General features: G+C 37.5%; 18 protein-coding genes. All 18 read right to left on the reverse strand.

The window, feature by feature from the left end:
• Nucleotides 1–17: 17 nt before the first annotated feature.
• Nucleotides 18–5,114 (reverse strand): phage tail tape measure protein, encoded by a 5,097-nt coding sequence (locus tag ACSYSF_RS03795; RefSeq protein WP_489868555.1) that lies wholly within the window; start codon nucleotides 5,112–5,114, stop codon nucleotides 18–20.
• Nucleotides 5,115–5,132: 18 nt separating this feature from the next.
• On the reverse strand, nucleotides 5,133–5,294 hold the full coding sequence (locus ACSYSF_RS03800) for a hypothetical protein (protein WP_491737255.1): 162 nt from the start codon (nucleotides 5,292–5,294) through the stop codon (nucleotides 5,133–5,135).
• 62 nt (nucleotides 5,295–5,356) lie between these two features.
• A complete protein-coding gene (locus ACSYSF_RS03805) occupies nucleotides 5,357–5,788 on the reverse strand; it encodes a hypothetical protein (protein WP_489868557.1) in 432 nt (143 codons plus the stop codon).
• Nucleotides 5,789–5,922: 134 nt separating this feature from the next.
• Nucleotides 5,923–6,561, reverse strand: coding sequence for a major tail protein (locus ACSYSF_RS03810; protein WP_489868558.1), 639 nt, complete (start codon nucleotides 6,559–6,561; stop codon nucleotides 5,923–5,925).
• A 3-nt stretch (nucleotides 6,562–6,564) separates the two neighbouring features.
• Nucleotides 6,565–6,936, reverse strand: coding sequence for a DUF806 family protein (locus ACSYSF_RS03815; RefSeq protein ID WP_489868559.1), 372 nt, complete (start codon nucleotides 6,934–6,936; stop codon nucleotides 6,565–6,567).
• Nucleotides 6,937–6,939: 3 nt separating this feature from the next.
• Complete coding sequence (locus tag ACSYSF_RS03820) at nucleotides 6,940–7,362, reverse strand: HK97 gp10 family phage protein (protein ID WP_489868560.1); 423 nt, start codon at nucleotides 7,360–7,362, stop codon at nucleotides 6,940–6,942.
• Nucleotides 7,355–7,705 carry a phage head closure protein gene (locus tag ACSYSF_RS03825; protein WP_489868561.1) on the reverse strand — a complete coding sequence of 117 codons (351 nt, stop codon included), beginning with the start codon at nucleotides 7,703–7,705 and terminating at the stop codon, nucleotides 7,355–7,357. Before ACSYSF_RS03825 ends, ACSYSF_RS03820 begins: the two co-directional genes overlap by 8 nt.
• Nucleotides 7,677–7,985 carry a head-tail connector protein gene (locus ACSYSF_RS03830; protein ID WP_489868562.1) on the reverse strand — a complete coding sequence of 103 codons (309 nt, stop codon included), beginning with the start codon at nucleotides 7,983–7,985 and terminating at the stop codon, nucleotides 7,677–7,679. The genes ACSYSF_RS03825 and ACSYSF_RS03830 overlap by 29 nt, the downstream gene beginning before the upstream one ends.
• A gap of 11 nt (nucleotides 7,986–7,996) precedes the next feature.
• A complete protein-coding gene (locus tag ACSYSF_RS03835; RefSeq protein ID WP_489868563.1) occupies nucleotides 7,997–8,740 on the reverse strand; it encodes an Ig-like domain-containing protein in 744 nt (247 codons plus the stop codon).
• A 52-nt stretch (nucleotides 8,741–8,792) separates the two neighbouring features.
• Nucleotides 8,793–10,556 (reverse strand): phage major capsid protein, encoded by a 1,764-nt coding sequence (locus tag ACSYSF_RS03840; RefSeq protein ID WP_491737256.1) that lies wholly within the window; start codon nucleotides 10,554–10,556, stop codon nucleotides 8,793–8,795.
• Nucleotides 10,557–11,642 (reverse strand): phage portal protein, encoded by a 1,086-nt coding sequence (locus ACSYSF_RS03845; protein WP_489868565.1) that lies wholly within the window; start codon nucleotides 11,640–11,642, stop codon nucleotides 10,557–10,559.
• Nucleotides 11,643–11,673: 31 nt separating this feature from the next.
• Complete coding sequence (locus ACSYSF_RS03850; protein WP_489868658.1) at nucleotides 11,674–13,395, reverse strand: terminase TerL endonuclease subunit; 1,722 nt, start codon at nucleotides 13,393–13,395, stop codon at nucleotides 11,674–11,676.
• A gap of 175 nt (nucleotides 13,396–13,570) precedes the next feature.
• Nucleotides 13,571–13,963, reverse strand: a complete 393-nt coding sequence (locus tag ACSYSF_RS03855) for a phage terminase small subunit P27 family (RefSeq protein ID WP_489868566.1) — start codon at nucleotides 13,961–13,963, stop codon at nucleotides 13,571–13,573.
• Between the two features lie 232 nt (nucleotides 13,964–14,195).
• Entirely contained in the window at nucleotides 14,196–14,669 is a 474-nt protein-coding gene (locus ACSYSF_RS03860; protein WP_489868567.1) for an HNH endonuclease, read from the reverse strand.
• 282 nt (nucleotides 14,670–14,951) lie between these two features.
• Nucleotides 14,952–15,374, reverse strand: coding sequence for an ArpU family phage packaging/lysis transcriptional regulator (locus ACSYSF_RS03865; RefSeq protein ID WP_489868659.1), 423 nt, complete (start codon nucleotides 15,372–15,374; stop codon nucleotides 14,952–14,954).
• A gap of 130 nt (nucleotides 15,375–15,504) precedes the next feature.
• Nucleotides 15,505–15,660, reverse strand: coding sequence for a hypothetical protein (locus tag ACSYSF_RS03870; RefSeq protein WP_489868568.1), 156 nt, complete (start codon nucleotides 15,658–15,660; stop codon nucleotides 15,505–15,507).
• Nucleotides 15,661–15,672: 12 nt separating this feature from the next.
• Nucleotides 15,673–16,320: a type II toxin-antitoxin system death-on-curing family toxin gene (locus ACSYSF_RS03875; RefSeq protein ID WP_489868569.1), complete on the reverse strand. Its 648-nt coding sequence runs from the start codon at nucleotides 16,318–16,320 to the stop codon at nucleotides 15,673–15,675.
• On the reverse strand, nucleotides 16,317–16,505 hold the full coding sequence (locus ACSYSF_RS03880; RefSeq protein WP_489868570.1) for a hypothetical protein: 189 nt from the start codon (nucleotides 16,503–16,505) through the stop codon (nucleotides 16,317–16,319). The genes ACSYSF_RS03875 and ACSYSF_RS03880 overlap by 4 nt, the downstream gene beginning before the upstream one ends.
• Between the last annotated feature and the right edge of the window lie 307 nt (nucleotides 16,506–16,812).

Consider the following 16,812-nt stretch of genomic DNA (forward strand, 5'->3'; position numbering starts at 1 on the left):
TGATATGCTCACCTCCCTTAAATCAGCGATTGATAGTTACGCAAATTAGTATCATTTGCCTGTTGACGATACAAGTCGTCCTTATTTAGAACAGCTTGTACAACCTGATTGCCTTGACCTTGAACCAATTGAGACAACAACGTAATCATGTTATCTAACTTGCTTTCTAACTTAGAATTATCCGTAGTAGCAATATTTGTCTGCTTATCTCGTGCTGCCATTGCAACGGCTGTACGTCCTAGCAACTCAAATCCACGACTAGATTTCATGGCATCTAATGGGATAATCATTTCAGGTTGGTTGTTCTCGCCAATTTCTGCTAGTTGGTGCTTAGTGATTAAGCCACCGTTTGCATAGCCATGTCCGTTCCCTAATGCGCCGAGTCCGTTACCATAACGCTTACGCGCATAATTCAAACCAGCTAAAATGTTATCGTAACCATTCCAAATGTTTTTGTGCCCCGCCAAAGCATTAGCATTGAACGTTGAACGCTTTGTTTGCATTAAGCCGAGTGCAGGACCAGAACCATCACCATCAGGATCAGCTCCAGGTTGTTTTGCTCGTGGATTACCACCAGATTCAGTACTAATTTGACGTAAAACACGTTGAACCATTGCGCCTGATGTACTTAATCCTAACTTGCGTAAGGCTTTCTTAACATCATCAGCCCATGAATGTACATCACCATCTTTACCAGTTGATGAATCATTTAATGGTGCAATAAACTTTTGAATCCACTTCATCATGCCACCGGTTTGGCGTTTGATGAGCTTTTGTAATGCACCACTAGCTTTAATTTCAGGTGTTTTTGAACTACCACCTAGACCAAAATCTAAGAACGTCGTTGCACCTGATGCATTACGTCCATGATATGTGTGATACTTATGATCGCCTGCCCAATTATATTCTTCACCAGAAATCTTGCTACCTTGCACACCAGTAACCATGGCAACGTGGTTACCAAATTCAGACCCTGGGCCATATACGGCAACAGAACCAACCTTAGGCTTGCTCATATGTGGTACACGAGCATTTACCCAATCACGTCCGTTACCTAAGTGACTAAACTTGCTTGCCGGTACACCTAGGTTAGCTAAACGATTGGCAACGAAACTAACACATTCTTTAATGTAATAGCCCCATTCATCGGGTGGCATTGAATCAGCAACACGGTTCTTATACTTGTAATCGTCGCCTTTAAAGCCGCCATCAGCACCCGAATCAGACGCTTCGCTTGCCATGCTCCAAAGTGTTTTCCACCACTTCTTAGCTTGTCCTGTAGCTTTTTTGAACAAAACACCGCCTAGACTGTTAAATACACCCGGCAAGCCCTTAGAACTAGGGTTAAACTTGCTTTGCAAGGTTTTGACTGGGTGAGCAACAGCATTAGTGATGAACTTAAGCATTGATGTAAATTTCTTAACACCATTTTTAAGACCTGTCCATGCATTACCTGCAACGTGTGTCACACCGTTAATCACACCAGACCAGAAACCAGTACCAGACTTAAACGGCATGGCTTGCATACCCATTAACATAGCTGTTTCTGATGCATTCAATACTTCTGTACCAGGCGCTAAAATACGCTTTGTATTGCGGCCTTGTACTAATTCTGATGCCCCATTGGGGTGAATTAACATCTCTTGGTTGCCGGTTTGTGGGGAATCATTACCGTCGTTTAACATAGCTAACGTAGGTTTAGTAATTGCCTTGCGCATGTTACTAAACATTCCAGTACCAGTGGCAAACTTAACGCGTGGTATCTTGGCAATGGCGTGCTTAGGACCACCGAAATCATGAATCAATGAATTAATACCAGAAATACCTTTGTTGGGTATCTTGATAACTGCGTTGATTCCCTTACCTGCTAGGGTCTTCATACCTTGCCACATATCACTAAACCCTGATTTCACACCAGTCCATGTATCGCTAAATCCTTTTTTAATCTTACCTAGCACACCGTCTAGCGTATTCTTAATTGACCAGATAGCGTCATGACCAATATTTTTCATGCCACCCCAAATACCAGAGAAGAAGCTTTTAACTTTACGCCAAGCCTTTTTAAATCCATTAATAAATGAATTATAACCATTTGTAATGCTATGCCACATTGAACTTGCAATTTTAGTAACGCTTTTCTTCATTGAGTTCCAAGACTTTTGGAAACCACGTTTAAATTTATTCCAACCCTTTGTAACGTTGTTCCAAATGTTTTTAAACCAACCAGTTATGTTTTTGTATAAATTCTTAACTGACTTAACTAGATCATTAACAAATTTTCTAAACTTTTTGCTGTGTTTATACAGACCGACTAACGCAGCGACTGCAGCAGCAACGCCAGTGATAATCATGATAAACGGATTAGCCTTTAAAAAGTTGAATGCTAATTTGATACCTGTACCAGTAACTTTAGCAGTTTTAACCAAACCAGCCATAGCTAACTTTGCACCTTTAGTTGCAATTGAAGCGGTAAATTTTAAGCTTTTTGAAATAGCTTTACCTGTTGCCGCTCCAGCAGTCTTTAGTGCAGTTAAACTTTTTGTAAACGCTTTTTTACTTAAATCAGCGGTAAATTTGAGCGCTTTTTTAATGCCACGTCCTGTTGTGGCAACTGCACTACCTAATTTGGTAATAGCTGTTTTAGCCTTGCCAGTCGCGACACTAGCAGCAAATTTTAATTTACCGCCTATTTTCTTACTAGTTGATGCAACATCAGAACCAAAATCTAAAAGCTTTTTGCTTGCACTGCCTAGTCCTAAGGTTTGGAGTGCTAGTTTTAATTTTGCAATTCCGCCTAAGACCTTAGTGACTGCAAATGCACTAATCATTACTTTACCAAAAGTTTTAATCGTGCCAGTATTCTTACCTATCCAGGCAATTAAATCTGCTGCTTTATCAGCAACTCTGCCAACACCCTTAGCAATTGATTTAAGCCCTTTTTGTACATCAGGGTTATCAAATGCTTTTGCCATAGCTTTAGCTGATTTAGATAAGGCAGGCATCATAGCAGTCCCCAATTCAATCATGACGGCATTTCCGGCTTGTTTGAATTGCTTAACCGAATTCTGGGTTGATTTCATGTTTTTGTCAGCCAACTTGCCGACATAATTATTTTTGTATGAATCAGATACTTGTTTATTAACTTTCTTTAATTCATCACTATTTTGGGCTAAAACAGCTGCCGAATTCTGACCAGTCGTACCAAACACGTTGTGGAAGAAGTTTGCTTGTTCACCCTTGGGAACTTTCTTACCAATATCTTCAAAGATTGTTCCAATAGGCTTTAACTTACCAGATTTATCTTTAAAGTCATCAATCGACATGCCGTATTTTTGAAGTTCAATTTTTGCCCCCTTAGTTGGTGACATCAAACTATTGATAGTTTTACGCAGTCCAGTACCAGCCTTATCTGCTTCGATACCCGAATTAGATAAAACACCCATGGCACTGGCTGTGTCACCAAGTGACAAACCGGCTTGTTTGGCTGACGTACCAACATACGACATGCCGACACCTAAGTCACTAAAATCAGTAGAAGTGGCATCTGCTGCCATTGCTAACTCATTAGCAACTTTCTTGGTGTTTTTCATCATGCCAGTAGTAGAATCAGTACGCATACCAAACGCTTCAAGCGTTGATGTGGTAACTTTCATGGTGTCACTAAAATCATCTCCAGAAGCTTTAGAAGCTTGTAGAATTGATTTCATAGCACCCAAAGATTGTTCCCCAGTGTAACCACGCTTAATTAATTCTTGGTAACCATCAGCAATATTTTTCTGACTTTCACCATATTCAACCGAATACCTCTTACCGTCTTTTTGCATATCGGCAATTTGTTTTGTAACGGCTTTAGTTTTTTCACCAGATGTTACTAACAAATTAGTATTTTCTGTATAAGCGTTTTGTAAGCTAGATGAATCTTTTGCACCTTTAAGTAGTGCGCCACCTAGAATACCCACGCCTATGCTTGCGCTCATAGCATGACTTTTAAGTGAAGCAAAACTAGTCTTAGCTCTTTCTGCCATAGTCGTCGTATGATCTTTAAGCTTAACAATTGAACTATCAATCTTTTTGATACCAGTCGGGTGTAGCTTGTTAAATGTATGACTCATAGACGAAATTTTTGCTTTCGTTTCAGCTACTGATTTACCAACTTTATCAAGCTGTATCGTTTGCGTACGATATGCATCAGATGTCTTCCCACTAGCAACGCCAACTTGTTTTAATTCACTTTCTTGCAAGTTATATTGTGAACGTAAGTTTTTAAGCGATTCTTTTAAGTGATTATAATCAGCAACAGTTGCGGATGCAGATTTTCCTTCTGCTTTTAATCGCTCAACGTGTGCAGTTGTTTGTTCATCACTTTGCTTTAACTCTTTGGTTAGGCGTTCAACACTTGCAGTATGTGATTCATAACTACCAGATGACTTTTTAATTTCACTTGATAACTTTTCAACATCATTAGTTGTTGATGCTAATTTAGCTCCCATCTGTTCAACTCGAATACGTTGACGTTTATATGAATCGGAACTCTTATCACCGCTTTGTGCTAGATCATTAAGCTCATTCTTTTGAATTTCAAGTTGCTTAGAATAGTTTTCTTGAGTGGCTTTTAATCCTTCAAGCTTAACTTTATTAGCTTCTTCTGTCCGCCCTTCAGCTTCAAGTTTTTTAACTCGTGCATCAATTAGGGCTGTACCTTCTTTTAGCTCTTTATTTAACGCAGCTAAGCCAGATTCTTGATATTTGTAAGCTTGACCGGCTTTTTCAACTTGTCCCGAATACGAAACATATTGACGTTCAGCTTTAGCCAATTCTTTGTTTAAATAGTTTTGTAAATCGCGACCTTTATCAGTGCTTGTATTAACATTTTCAAGTGCCAATTTTAACGCATCAATCTTATCTTTTTGTGCACCTAATGTATGTTGCAAACCTTCATATTTAGCCTTAGAAGCATTAACAGAATCGCCCGAAGATTTGTATTGGTTCTCCATGATACGTGCTTCTGCACTCGCGTCTTTAACAATACTTGTTAATTCTTTCAGTGAAGCCGTAGCACTCTTAACATCAAGAGAGATTTTATTGGACATCTCTGTCGCAATTTGTCTTGCCATATAGGTTTATCCTCCTTTCTAAATAGAATTTTCAGCCGTATCAGGGTCAATTCCCATCGCTTTCATGAATTGAGAACCAGTCATTGGTCGGTCTTCGGCACTTTGTGCACTTAGTACTTCATTTAGTCGATAAAAATCTTCTTCTTCGAATTGTGAGGGCAAAATGTGCAAATAATTCAAAGCATTTTGCTCATTAAAATCAAAGTCCTTGATAGCTGTATCAAGCGCATCATAACGCTCAACTAATTTGTTAAACCCTTATCTTCTTCAGTTGCGGGTTCTGATTCGGTTTTCATGATTGCATCAGAAACTTTAATGGCCAATTCTTGTGTTTCTTTTAACTCCAAATCGTCTAACTTATCAGCATTGCTATCAGATAAGTGCAACATTTCAGCAACATAATTAACAGCTAATCCCTGAAAATTAATGTACTCATCAAGTTGGCGTTCCATTTCTTCAAATTCTTCTAACTCATCAACTGGCGCAACGTCTTCGCCAGCTTCTATTTTTTCTTGCTTAGCCTTTTCCGCTTTTTCTTGCTTAGCTTGTTCAATTTGAAAATGAGTAATGTCTTTTTGAAATTTCAAAGTTTTAAGATAATTTTTGTTACTTTCTTTAACCACAATTGGCTTAGCAATTCCTAATTCGTCTTTAACATTAATTTTTACAGTCATGATTGTTCTCCTGTTTAATTATTTTGGTATGGCGCCTCGTTTTGAGACATAATAAAAAGCCATCTAAAAATAGATGACCTATAAAAAGTTATTCGAAATTTACTTGTGCCGAATTCGATGTGGTTGTGATGCCTTTAAGCTTCGGGGCTGTTACTCGCTCCCTTAAACACATCATTCAACATAGCTTGTTCATCAAACTTTGCTGCTGATGAGTAATAATACTTACCGAAGCTATCATCACCACGTTCAACCGCTGCAATTGTCAATGCATCTTGCGTACGGTTTTCATTAGCGTTGTTTGATGTCATGGTTTCACTGGCTTCAGTTGCCACACCCATGTACATGCCAACATAGACAGGCTTATTGATGTCAAATGCTTCAGCTGATTCAGCCAACATTGCCACCATGTTGTTAGGGTCAGCCTTACCTGTAATAGTAAAGCCACCCTTACCATCTGATGGCATACCTAATACAGCTGCCTTAATTTCATTTGGTAACGCATTAATCGTCAAAACAGATTGTGGTGAACCCTTACCTGCTGACTTATAAACGATAACATTGTTACCAAAAATATCAGTCGTTGAACCAGCCAAATTTGATAGTGCTACACTGGCAACACCATATGAGTTATCAGCTGTTACATCAAAAATACCTGTAGTATCAGTTGCTGCTTGATCAGTATACTTATAAATTCCTTGTTCACCAGTCAAAACGTTTCCTGTTTTGTGGTCAACTAGCGCCAATTTAACGCCTGCAATACCTAATGTTGCCATGGATTAATTCTCCTTTATTCCTGTATTCTTTTGAATTTGAATTGTTTGATAATCTTGACTAGTATCGGGGTCGGTTTGTCGCCCCTTGATGTCGGTAATCGTATAACCATTACGCATTAAAAATTTCATTAATTCAATTTCTACTTGGTCATAATCTAATTCACTATCAACCGCATAAAAAATTTGAATCACGATATTTTTCGCAATGGCGTTAAACGTATCGTTACCAAAACTTTCAAGATTATCGTATGCATCTCTTATTAAAAGAGACGTCTGATTAACAGGCGCCTCTTTGGGGATGAGCTTAGGATAAAAACCAGCCGCCCATTTAATATTTGCTTTTAACAAATTGAAGGTATCCATTACTAATGTCATGAGCTACCCCATTTTCTTTTCTTGTATTTGTTGCAATATTTTTTCTTCTGCTGCAAAAACAGCCGGCGCTGCCTTTTCATGAGCGTTATCGATAAAGCTATCGCCATGAATATAACGTGTTCCGTCATTCAAAAAACGTGCGATACGTGCATGATTGGCGTCAGAAGTCGCAAAACCAGTGGCAGAACTACCATCTGTCTTAGTTTTAGCCAACTTACCTGTTTTAACACTGTCGGCTAAATGTTTCATTTTGGTTGTATCTCGACCAGAATTAAAGTGCCCCGCTTCTTTAGTAGCACGTTTAACGTATTCAGCATCAACTTTAGCGCCTGCTTCAGTAATTTCTTGACGTTCTTCAATGGTTAAATTGACTAGCCCACCGATATTCTTAAGCATATTCTCTAAATTATCAGATAAATCAGCCATTCTTCACCACCTTTTTTAGCGTTACTAGATCATATGTGATATAGTTGTTGCTTTCATCAGCACTTACATCTTCAATATTGTAGTGTACGCCATCGTAGTAAACGCCAATGCCTTTTATAATACGTTCATCATGACGGACACCAATCACGATACTATCGCTCAATGATGTACCGGCAATTTGATACTGTTGGTTAAGCGTCCTAAGTTTGGGTGCGCCCCATTTCGTAAATAGTGTTTCATAGCCGGTCAACGGATTACCGTTCACTGGATTATAACCAGTTTTAGCTTTCTCGAATACCACTTTATGAGTTAGATCACTCGGTTTGAATAGTTGTTGAACCATCTTTCCCCCCTAATCTAGCTTGCAAATGAGTAATCATGATAGTGACAGCGTGTGGCATGCCATTTGATAACGTACGGTCATAATATAAAGCTGTTGTTAAAGCCGAAACAGCAGCATCAAACAAAGGATATTTATCATATTCTTCATCTGGTAAATCATAATTTACCGATGATTTAACTAAATCATTAGCTTGAATAATTAAATTATCAACTGCATTCGTTTCTTCAGTAGATTCGTCAATGTGTAAGTCATTCATGATGTCATGCGCATTTACTGTCATTTAATCACTCCTTACTCTCCAGGTTCTGTTGGCTCTGGTTCAGCTGGCTTTTCCGGCTCAACAACCTTAATTGTTGCCTTGTCAGTCTTAGCACCGTCATGTGTCGTAACAGTCACGTCAGTTGAACCAGCCTTAACAGCGGTAACCTTACCCGACTTCGCATCAACTTTTGCAATTGATGTATCATCTGAACTGAAAGAAATTGACTTGTCAGTTGCATTCTCTGGTGCAACTGTTGACTTAAGCGTGTCACTAGCCCCAACTTCAAGTTCTAATGCAGTCTTATCAAGCGATACCCCTATAACAGCTACCGTTGCAGCCTTCGGCTTTACCTTAGCCACTACTGATTTAGCAGATTCACCAGCACCATTTGTAACCGTTGCTTGAACTTGATATTCAGTACCATTGGTTAACCCTGAAATTGTACCGGCATCACCTGCCTTTAACGCCATTGTCTTAGCAGTTGTGCCGTCAGTGTAATAAATCTTGCCAGCAGTTAATGCAGAACCTTCATTCTTGCCAGCAATAATCTTAACGAACGCCTTACCGTCATCCGCCCTAACTTGCACAGTTGGTGCTTCTGGCTTGATGTCATCTGTCTTGAAAGATAGTGGCGTGTGTAAATCTTGACCTGCATATGTTGCAGAATAATCATCGAATTGTGAATTTGCTTTTAGATTCTCAATGTCAATTGGTGAAGCAACACCTGATTGTTCAATCTTGCCGCCATTATATAAATCAAATGTTTTGGCCATCGTTCCTCCTTAATCTAGTTCAATGTGTGCACTATTGGCATCAGTCGTTAGTTTACTCACCTTGGGCGCTGTTACTCGCTTGCTCTGGAATGTCCAACTTAACTAACTTACCAGCTTCTTCATCGGCAACCTTAGTATCATCACGTAATACTAGTTGTAGCTTCTCACCATAAATATCATTGTCGACCCACTTTGCACGCAAATCCTTGAACAATGGTACTAAGGTAAATGCCTTAGCATCTCCAATGAACATCACTTTGTCGCCTTCTTTAGTACCCAAACGTGTATCTTCAATGATGTAAACTGGCAAGCCCATTAGCAACTTACCAGAAGCTGTTGTAATTGAATCTTGTAGCAAATAACGACCATTGTCATCCTTCAATGTATCTAGCACATCATATCCGGACTTAGTAACAATGACTGACAAGTTACTGTACTTAAACAAAGCATTCTTTGCCTTTTTAACGTCGTCAAATGATGTAGCAGTAACAGCAGGCGCTTGCTTTAGCACATTAGCAATTTCCTCAACCAATGTATTATCACGAATTTGTGTGGCATAATCACCAATTAACGTGTCAACATTAACATCTGCATCAGCGTCATCAATGAACTCTTGTGATACTGGAATATAGCCACGCTTTGTGTTCAACTTGTAATCCACACCAGCTAGTTGAAGTGCGGCAATTTGTGGATTTTCTGCCAATTCTTCAGCAGTTGCCAACGTAATATCAGTTGCTGCCATGATTGGTACTGTTCCTGATGGCGCTGATACTGAAATAATGTTAGCCAGATTAATAATAGAATTTGTGTTAGCTGGGCGCTCGATTGGTTGTAAAATATCGTGCGGAATTGCTAATTCGTTTCCCTTAGTAGTTGTTCCATCTGTGATTGATAAATCACGCTTTAGGAACTTATTGAAAATTGAACACTCATTCATTTCTGGCTTCTTAATTGCTTTTGGCATATGTTTACTTCTCTCTTCCTTTTGAGTTGACTTGTTATCACGTTCTTCTGTGTCGTCAGGGTCTACATCCGGTTCGTCATCTGGATCATCATCACGATTATTTTTCTCTTTATCGTCATCCTTACTTGATTCAGGTTTCTTATCGGCATCACCTTCCTTTTCTTTATCATCATTGGTATTATTGTCCGTTGATGTATCAGGCTGCTTATCTTTGTCTTTATCTTTATCCTTATCCTTATCCTTTTCTTTATCGTCGGTTTTGTCATGCTCATCTAAAGCACGATTGATAAGACTCACAATTTTTTCTTCGTCCATCTTATTTGATTCCTTTCTTTTGGCTCGTTCTAACGAACGTTTGACTGATACTGATGTATCTTGGTAGGCAGGATTAGGCGTGACAGTTAATTCAAAAACATCATCAACTTGATTAATGATATGAACAGCCGTATCGCCTTCATCGAATATCCAGTCATCACCATCAGGCGTGATTGTAAATCCAAATGACATCCCTTTTAAATTGCCTGCCAAAATATCAGCATAAACATCATTAGCAAGACTGGTATCTGCTAACGTGGCAACAAAAAACAGACCCTTGTCATCAACCTTTAATTCAAGATTGCCAGAGTCTGCTCTTGCTAAAATACTGTTATTTTCGTGTCCGTAAATTAATTGTGTTTGCGAAAAATCAACATTATCAAAGGCTTGTGGCTTGATAATTTCAACAAAACCACCTAAATTTGCGCTTTCACTATTAAAAAGTGCTGCATATCCTTGAATTTGCTTATTTTTTGCATTTTCATCACGCTGGACAACTTGAATATCGCCCTGAATCGAGCGAATTTCTTTATCCATTTAGATAATTCCTTTCATTTTTAGTGTATTATTCGCATCAGCTGGCGAAATAATTTGTTTATCAACCAATTCTTCCATGCGTGTAACAACAATATCATCAGTTGGTGCAGCTGCAAGATTAATATCATCGTTAAATTTAAGTGCTAATTCATATTGAATAGCGTTCTTATATCGCATTAACGACTTTTGATACTGCGCTTGCACCATTTCAATTGACGATTGACTATCGCCATCCCCATTAAGCATGGCTTCATTAATCCCAAATGCTTTTGAAATTTGATTTTTAGTCCAATTAACATTCTCTAAAAATGAAGTAACTTCTGGTGTGATTCCTAACATTTGTAAGTCAGCACTGGAATCCAATACAATCGGTTTACCAATATTTTTACCAGTAGTTGCATCAACAAAGCCATCGCGGATATGGTCTTTAGCTTCTTTGTCTAACTGGGCTTCTGGTACTTTAATTGCTACTTGTGGATTGATACCATTTTTTAATGTTTCTTTAGTCAACGAATTGCTTAACGCTTGGATGCTTAATTCAGGCGCAAGACTGACAATTGGGCTTCTACCAAAGTATCGGTTGCTATCATCAGAACCAACAGTCACCAGTTTAAAATGTAACATTTCCGAACTGTCATAATACAACTCAGGGCGACCATCATCATATTTAACATCATACGTAATGTCATCTGAACGATCACCAACAATAATGCTAGTTACTTGTGAATCTTGCAGTAATTCTAGTCCTAGTATTTGATGCCCATCAGGTGTTTTATTAATTGTTACATAAGCATTGCCATACAACAGCATTTGCGCTACTACTGACTGCCAAAAATTAAATGAATTGATGAACTGATGAGGCTTTTGCAATGTATTTAAAATATCTTCATTCTTTGCTTTAAACTGCATACTTGCAATATCGCTACTAATTAAGCTAACGACGGAATAAATATCACTATTCGTCATGGCGTTACTGGCGCTTAACACACCAGTTGGAATTAATGTATTGCCAAATAAACGGCCAACTATAACCCCCTTGGTCGGGGCACGAGTTGAACTACGTGTGAAAAAATTTTTTAAACCCATCTTTTTATCCTTTCTTTTCAAAAAAACTGTCTTAGAAACTAAAACTGTCTTTGAACCAAGCTGAAACTTGTTCGTTACTTTGATTACCAAACACTGATTTAGTTGTTTTTTCAACGTGACCATTGAAGTTTTCCCAGTGAAACACGGCTTCGCTCATGCTATCAATAATCGCATCAACCGTATCAATTTTTAACGTTGCTTTTTTCTTATCAACGGCAACACTATTATTATCTTCACGTAATACAGCATGAAATAATGATGCCTGCATGATTGGATCATCAGCATATTTCACACGTTTTTGAGTGAAGACTTTACGAGTAGCTGCGGTTGGTTCAGAAATATGTAAGAAATCTTGTGCTTGTGGAATTAGTACCATATCAGTATTAGCTTCCAGTTGCTTAATTAATTTGTTGACTCGATATTTATCATAAATAAAAAAGATAACGTTTAATTGATGGTCGTCAATGAATTGTAGTAACCAATCATAAACATCATCTAAATCAACATCACCAGTCGCTAGTTGACTAATGCTGGCATAACCTAACTTCTCAGCTTTCCGATAAGGAATACCATCTTGTTTTTCTTTCAACGTAATATTGCCATTAACAGCAGCAGTGGGAATAAATGAATGCTGATACAAATAATGCATGTGTGTGCCGTCATCTAATTCATAGGGGAAATTAAATATTAATGACGTATTATCATTGGCAATGCTGTAATCAAAACCGATATAGACATCTCGACCATTCATATCGAATTCTTCATCACTCACTGCACCTTCAATATCTTCAATATCCAAAAATTTCTTAGCTTTATCAACTGTCCAAAAATTCATATTACGGGTATAAAAATCTTGAATCGTACCATCAGCCATTTTTTCATCACGTTCTGCTGTCATTGATAACAGCATTGAGTCGTGCTTATCAGGCAAACCTAAAATTGGATTACTTTTAATCCACGTTTCAGGCTCTTCGACTTCTTTTAAATTATCTTGTTCCCAAACCAAAAGTAAAAAACCATCACGTTCACGCAAATAATCTTTTTCAATGTTTTCAGTCATTGATAGTTGATCAGTGCGAAATTTAACATTAGCATCGTTGTATGCTGTCGAAATTTGAATCAATTGGTGGTTAGTAACTTGCATCATTCCTGATGTGATTTTTCCAGTGACATCTTCATCTTTTAAGCTGTCGCCTGACTCATCTTCAATACCTAGACGAATATGAAACGAATCAACGTTACCAGCTAAATTAGACATCTTAATAATTTTGGAACGGTTTTTACGTGAGCGAATTGACATTTCTTGTACGACAATATCGTTATTAATAAATTTATCTCGAAAATAATCGCTTTCTTTCAAACGATTGGCTGTCAGCATTAAATAATTCCAACCTTTGTTAGTTTGCTCGGTAGTAATACTTGAATAAAGGTAATCCTGATTGAACTGGCCATCTCCCTCAACTAAATAGGCAAATAACATCAAAATATTAACAATATAAGTTTTCCCATTGGTACGTGCGATTGATAATAACACACGATTAAATCGTTTCTGGCCATCAGCTCTGCGCCAACCATTTGTCATCGCTAATATCATTTCTTGCCATTCCATTAGTGGTAACGGCTTACCGGTATCAACATCAGGACAAATTTTGGCAAATGCTAATATCAATTTGACTTGGAATAAATCGTATTCGTATTGAAAATCGGGGTCGCCATCTTCGACACGTTGTAAGTCACGCACATGACGAAACATGGCCAAACGAATTTTATAACCAGCTACCTGTTCGCCGCTTAATACCTTGCGAGCATAAGTAGTTGCTGGATCACGATACTTTTTATAGATGTCAGCATAATCAGATTCATGATAAACTTTTTCGAGCGTGACACCTTTCTTAGTTAAATCTACTTTTTTTATTTACATCACCCCCCTAAAATTTAATTTCCTTTGCAAGTTCAGCAAACGACTTACCTTTATCTTGATTACCTGAATCAATGATTAATTTTTGCAGTTGCACTTGAGAAGATGGCGTTAATCCTAAATCACTAGCTAACCCGCGTAAATTCTTAACAGCATTTTCGTATGTCGTAACAGCTGGATTCTTTTTACCGGTTGATTCATCCGTCATACCATTTTCTTCGATATCTTCATAAGCTTGTCGAGAAATGCTATAGGTTTGGCAATAAGTTTCTATAATAGACTTACTGATATTGGTTGTCCCACGAGAAATCAATAGTGGTACTAGTCCTTCCCACATTGCTCTTGCATAACCCTTCATATATCTTGGCGCAGTAAGCTGTAACGGTGTTTTGTAATCTGCCACTATTAACCTCCTAACTGGTAATATACGGTCACTTTTTAGACCTTAAACCCCTTTATATCAGTACTTACAGCGTAAAAAGTGAAAACTTTTGAGAACGGCATAAATTAAAGCGTGGCTCCATTGTGCCTGCTCTTTTTTGAGACGAACACAGGCGGGGGTAATTTCAATTTTAAAAATAATTTTGGGTAATTACCTTTAAAAAAATAAAATCGCTTAGAATTGAAATTAGACACTAATTAGAACGTTTCAATCTTTTGATTTGTTTTGTGTACCATTCTCGATTCATGTGTTTCAACTTGTTCACGCCATTGGGCTTTTCTAGCGTTTGTTGCTCAATCATAGTCTTAATATTGTGGCAGTCATAACATAACGTCCATAGATTATTACCATTCAATCGTTCATCACTTGCAATCTTCAATGGATGAATGTGATCAACAATCTTTCTATCGGTCACAACTTCACCGCAACACTGACACACTCCCATATCTCTCGCATATACATAATCACGCATAACTAACCAGCGCTTATCATGATAGAATGCATTAGCTTCTGGGTCTCGTTTGAATTGATTATAATAACGATTGTTAATACGCTTGCTTGTATCATTCTGATATTGCTTGCCATCCGCAAGATGGTCATCACAGTAGCGTTGATTCATTGCTATCTTATGATGACAACCAAGATGACCACAGTTATGTACTCGCATATCTTTCTCCAATCTTCTCAGCATTCTTAACTCTTCCCAACCAGATACCAAGCCATACTCATTATCTTTAATCATCTACATGTATGTACCTCCAAATAAAAAGCCAGCTACATTTGATAGCTGACCTGTCATTTATTAATTATTCGATAGTACTATATTACGACTGATTATCTGAAATATGCTCGCATGATATTAGAAACTTACCCGCATCTTATCCGAAAAATATATGGGCCAAAAGAGTTAATCATTTTATGTGACCAAATAAAAAAGCACTGAACTTAATCAGCGCCATACTCGGAAATCATATGTATCAATAAAACCATATGCAAACATCACAAATGCTTCATTGATAATCTGTTCGCCACGTCTTGTTGAGTAGTCAGTTAATACTTCAATGTCCAACCATTCCATATCTTTAAAATAACGCAACTCTAAGAAGTGTCGGTGTGGTTGGGTCATACCTTGGCATGCTTGAATGACACCATCAACCCATTTAGTTGCTTGCGCATGTGCCGAGAACTTATCATCATTAGCATTACCCACCATACTAGCTCTTGGCATACCACTAATGACAGGAGACTCAGTACCAGCCCAACTAACACGAGCTTGGGCACGAATAGTTGGCCATTCTTTTTCAAAGAACTCACGTACATTAGCAATCGTTGCACGTTTATTTAATTCTCGCTTATCCGTATCTAATAGCACCAAGTTCCCGTCCTCCTAATGATATATCGTTATTTATATTATAGCATTTATAATAATAGAAATAGAAACAATTATATTAAAAAACGGCTACACATCAGCATTCCTGACATGTAGCCGTTCATTATATAAATTATGCCTTCGATAGAAGTTCCATTGCATGATAAACAGTCTTATCTGACAAGACGTTATGGACTGCTGTATCTATTTTACTTGCTGCACTCTCATTAGAGGCATCGTACTTTTTTTGCGCAATGATTGCTTTTTGAATTAATTCATCTTTGCTCATATTGAACACCTCCTAATCATCAAATATTTTAATCGAAACATTATTAAAAATCAAATCATAAATATCTTGCTCGTTAAGTTCATGATTAGCAATTTTCAAGGAGATATCATACAAGTCTTCACTAGTAAATTTCTCTGTATCTAGTTCATAACCATTACTGTCTAGATATGTTAATGCAGCCAAAAAAGCTGTACGTTTGTTTCCGTTATTAAAGGCTTGCTTTGTAGCAATTTCAACCCAATAAAACGCCGCTCGTTCGATAATAGTCATAGGGTAATCATATCCGATTATTGGATATAATGATCTATTTATTATTGAGTCGAGTTGTCCTCCAAATTTTACACCGTACACACCAGCTTCCTCAAAAATATGTCTTGCAATATCATTTAACTTTACAAGGACATCATAATCGAATTCCGTAACCGGTACTCTGACTTGAATGAATTCTTCCTCTATATCAAAAGTAATACTGGTAGCTTCAGCAGTCACGTCCATAGTAACGTAAGCAACAACATTACCATTATCGTCTTTCATTGTCCTTAAATCATCTTCATTAAATTTTTTGCTCAATTGCCTTTTAATTAACTTATTGAATTCTTCATCCTGTTTTTCCCCTAAAACAGGATACAAAATAGTCTTTGGTTGATTGGAATCTGTCATATTTTATGTTCATCCTTATTTTTTCTTTCTTGAATTAACTGTTCCAACTCGTTTAAATCGTCTTCAGTAGCCAACTTTCTAATAAATGATCGGGCGTAACTACGGTATTGCAAATATTTAGCATATTCTTTGTTGCCACTTTGCCAACGCTTATTAGCTTCTGTTTGTGAATTTTTGTTTGTCATTTTAAAAGCCTTTAACAATTAGAACAATAACAAAAACAATTAACACAATTGTTGAAACAACTTGTGCGATGGTATTCCACCACTTTAATTTATCTTCTCTTGTCATAATTTTAAACTTGATGGATAATGAATGTACACGAAAGCCAGCCAGCTTTTGACTGACTTCGTACTTGAACTCTTATCTATAAATTAGTGAGATGATGGTAGCAACTATTGTAATGATTGTGTTTATCAGAGTGACAATCGTATTGTACAATGTTGCTTTTTCACTTTTTGATAAGGGTTCTTTTTCTTTACCCTTTTTCAA

The organism is Weissella sp. ESL1139, from assembly GCF_058506735.1.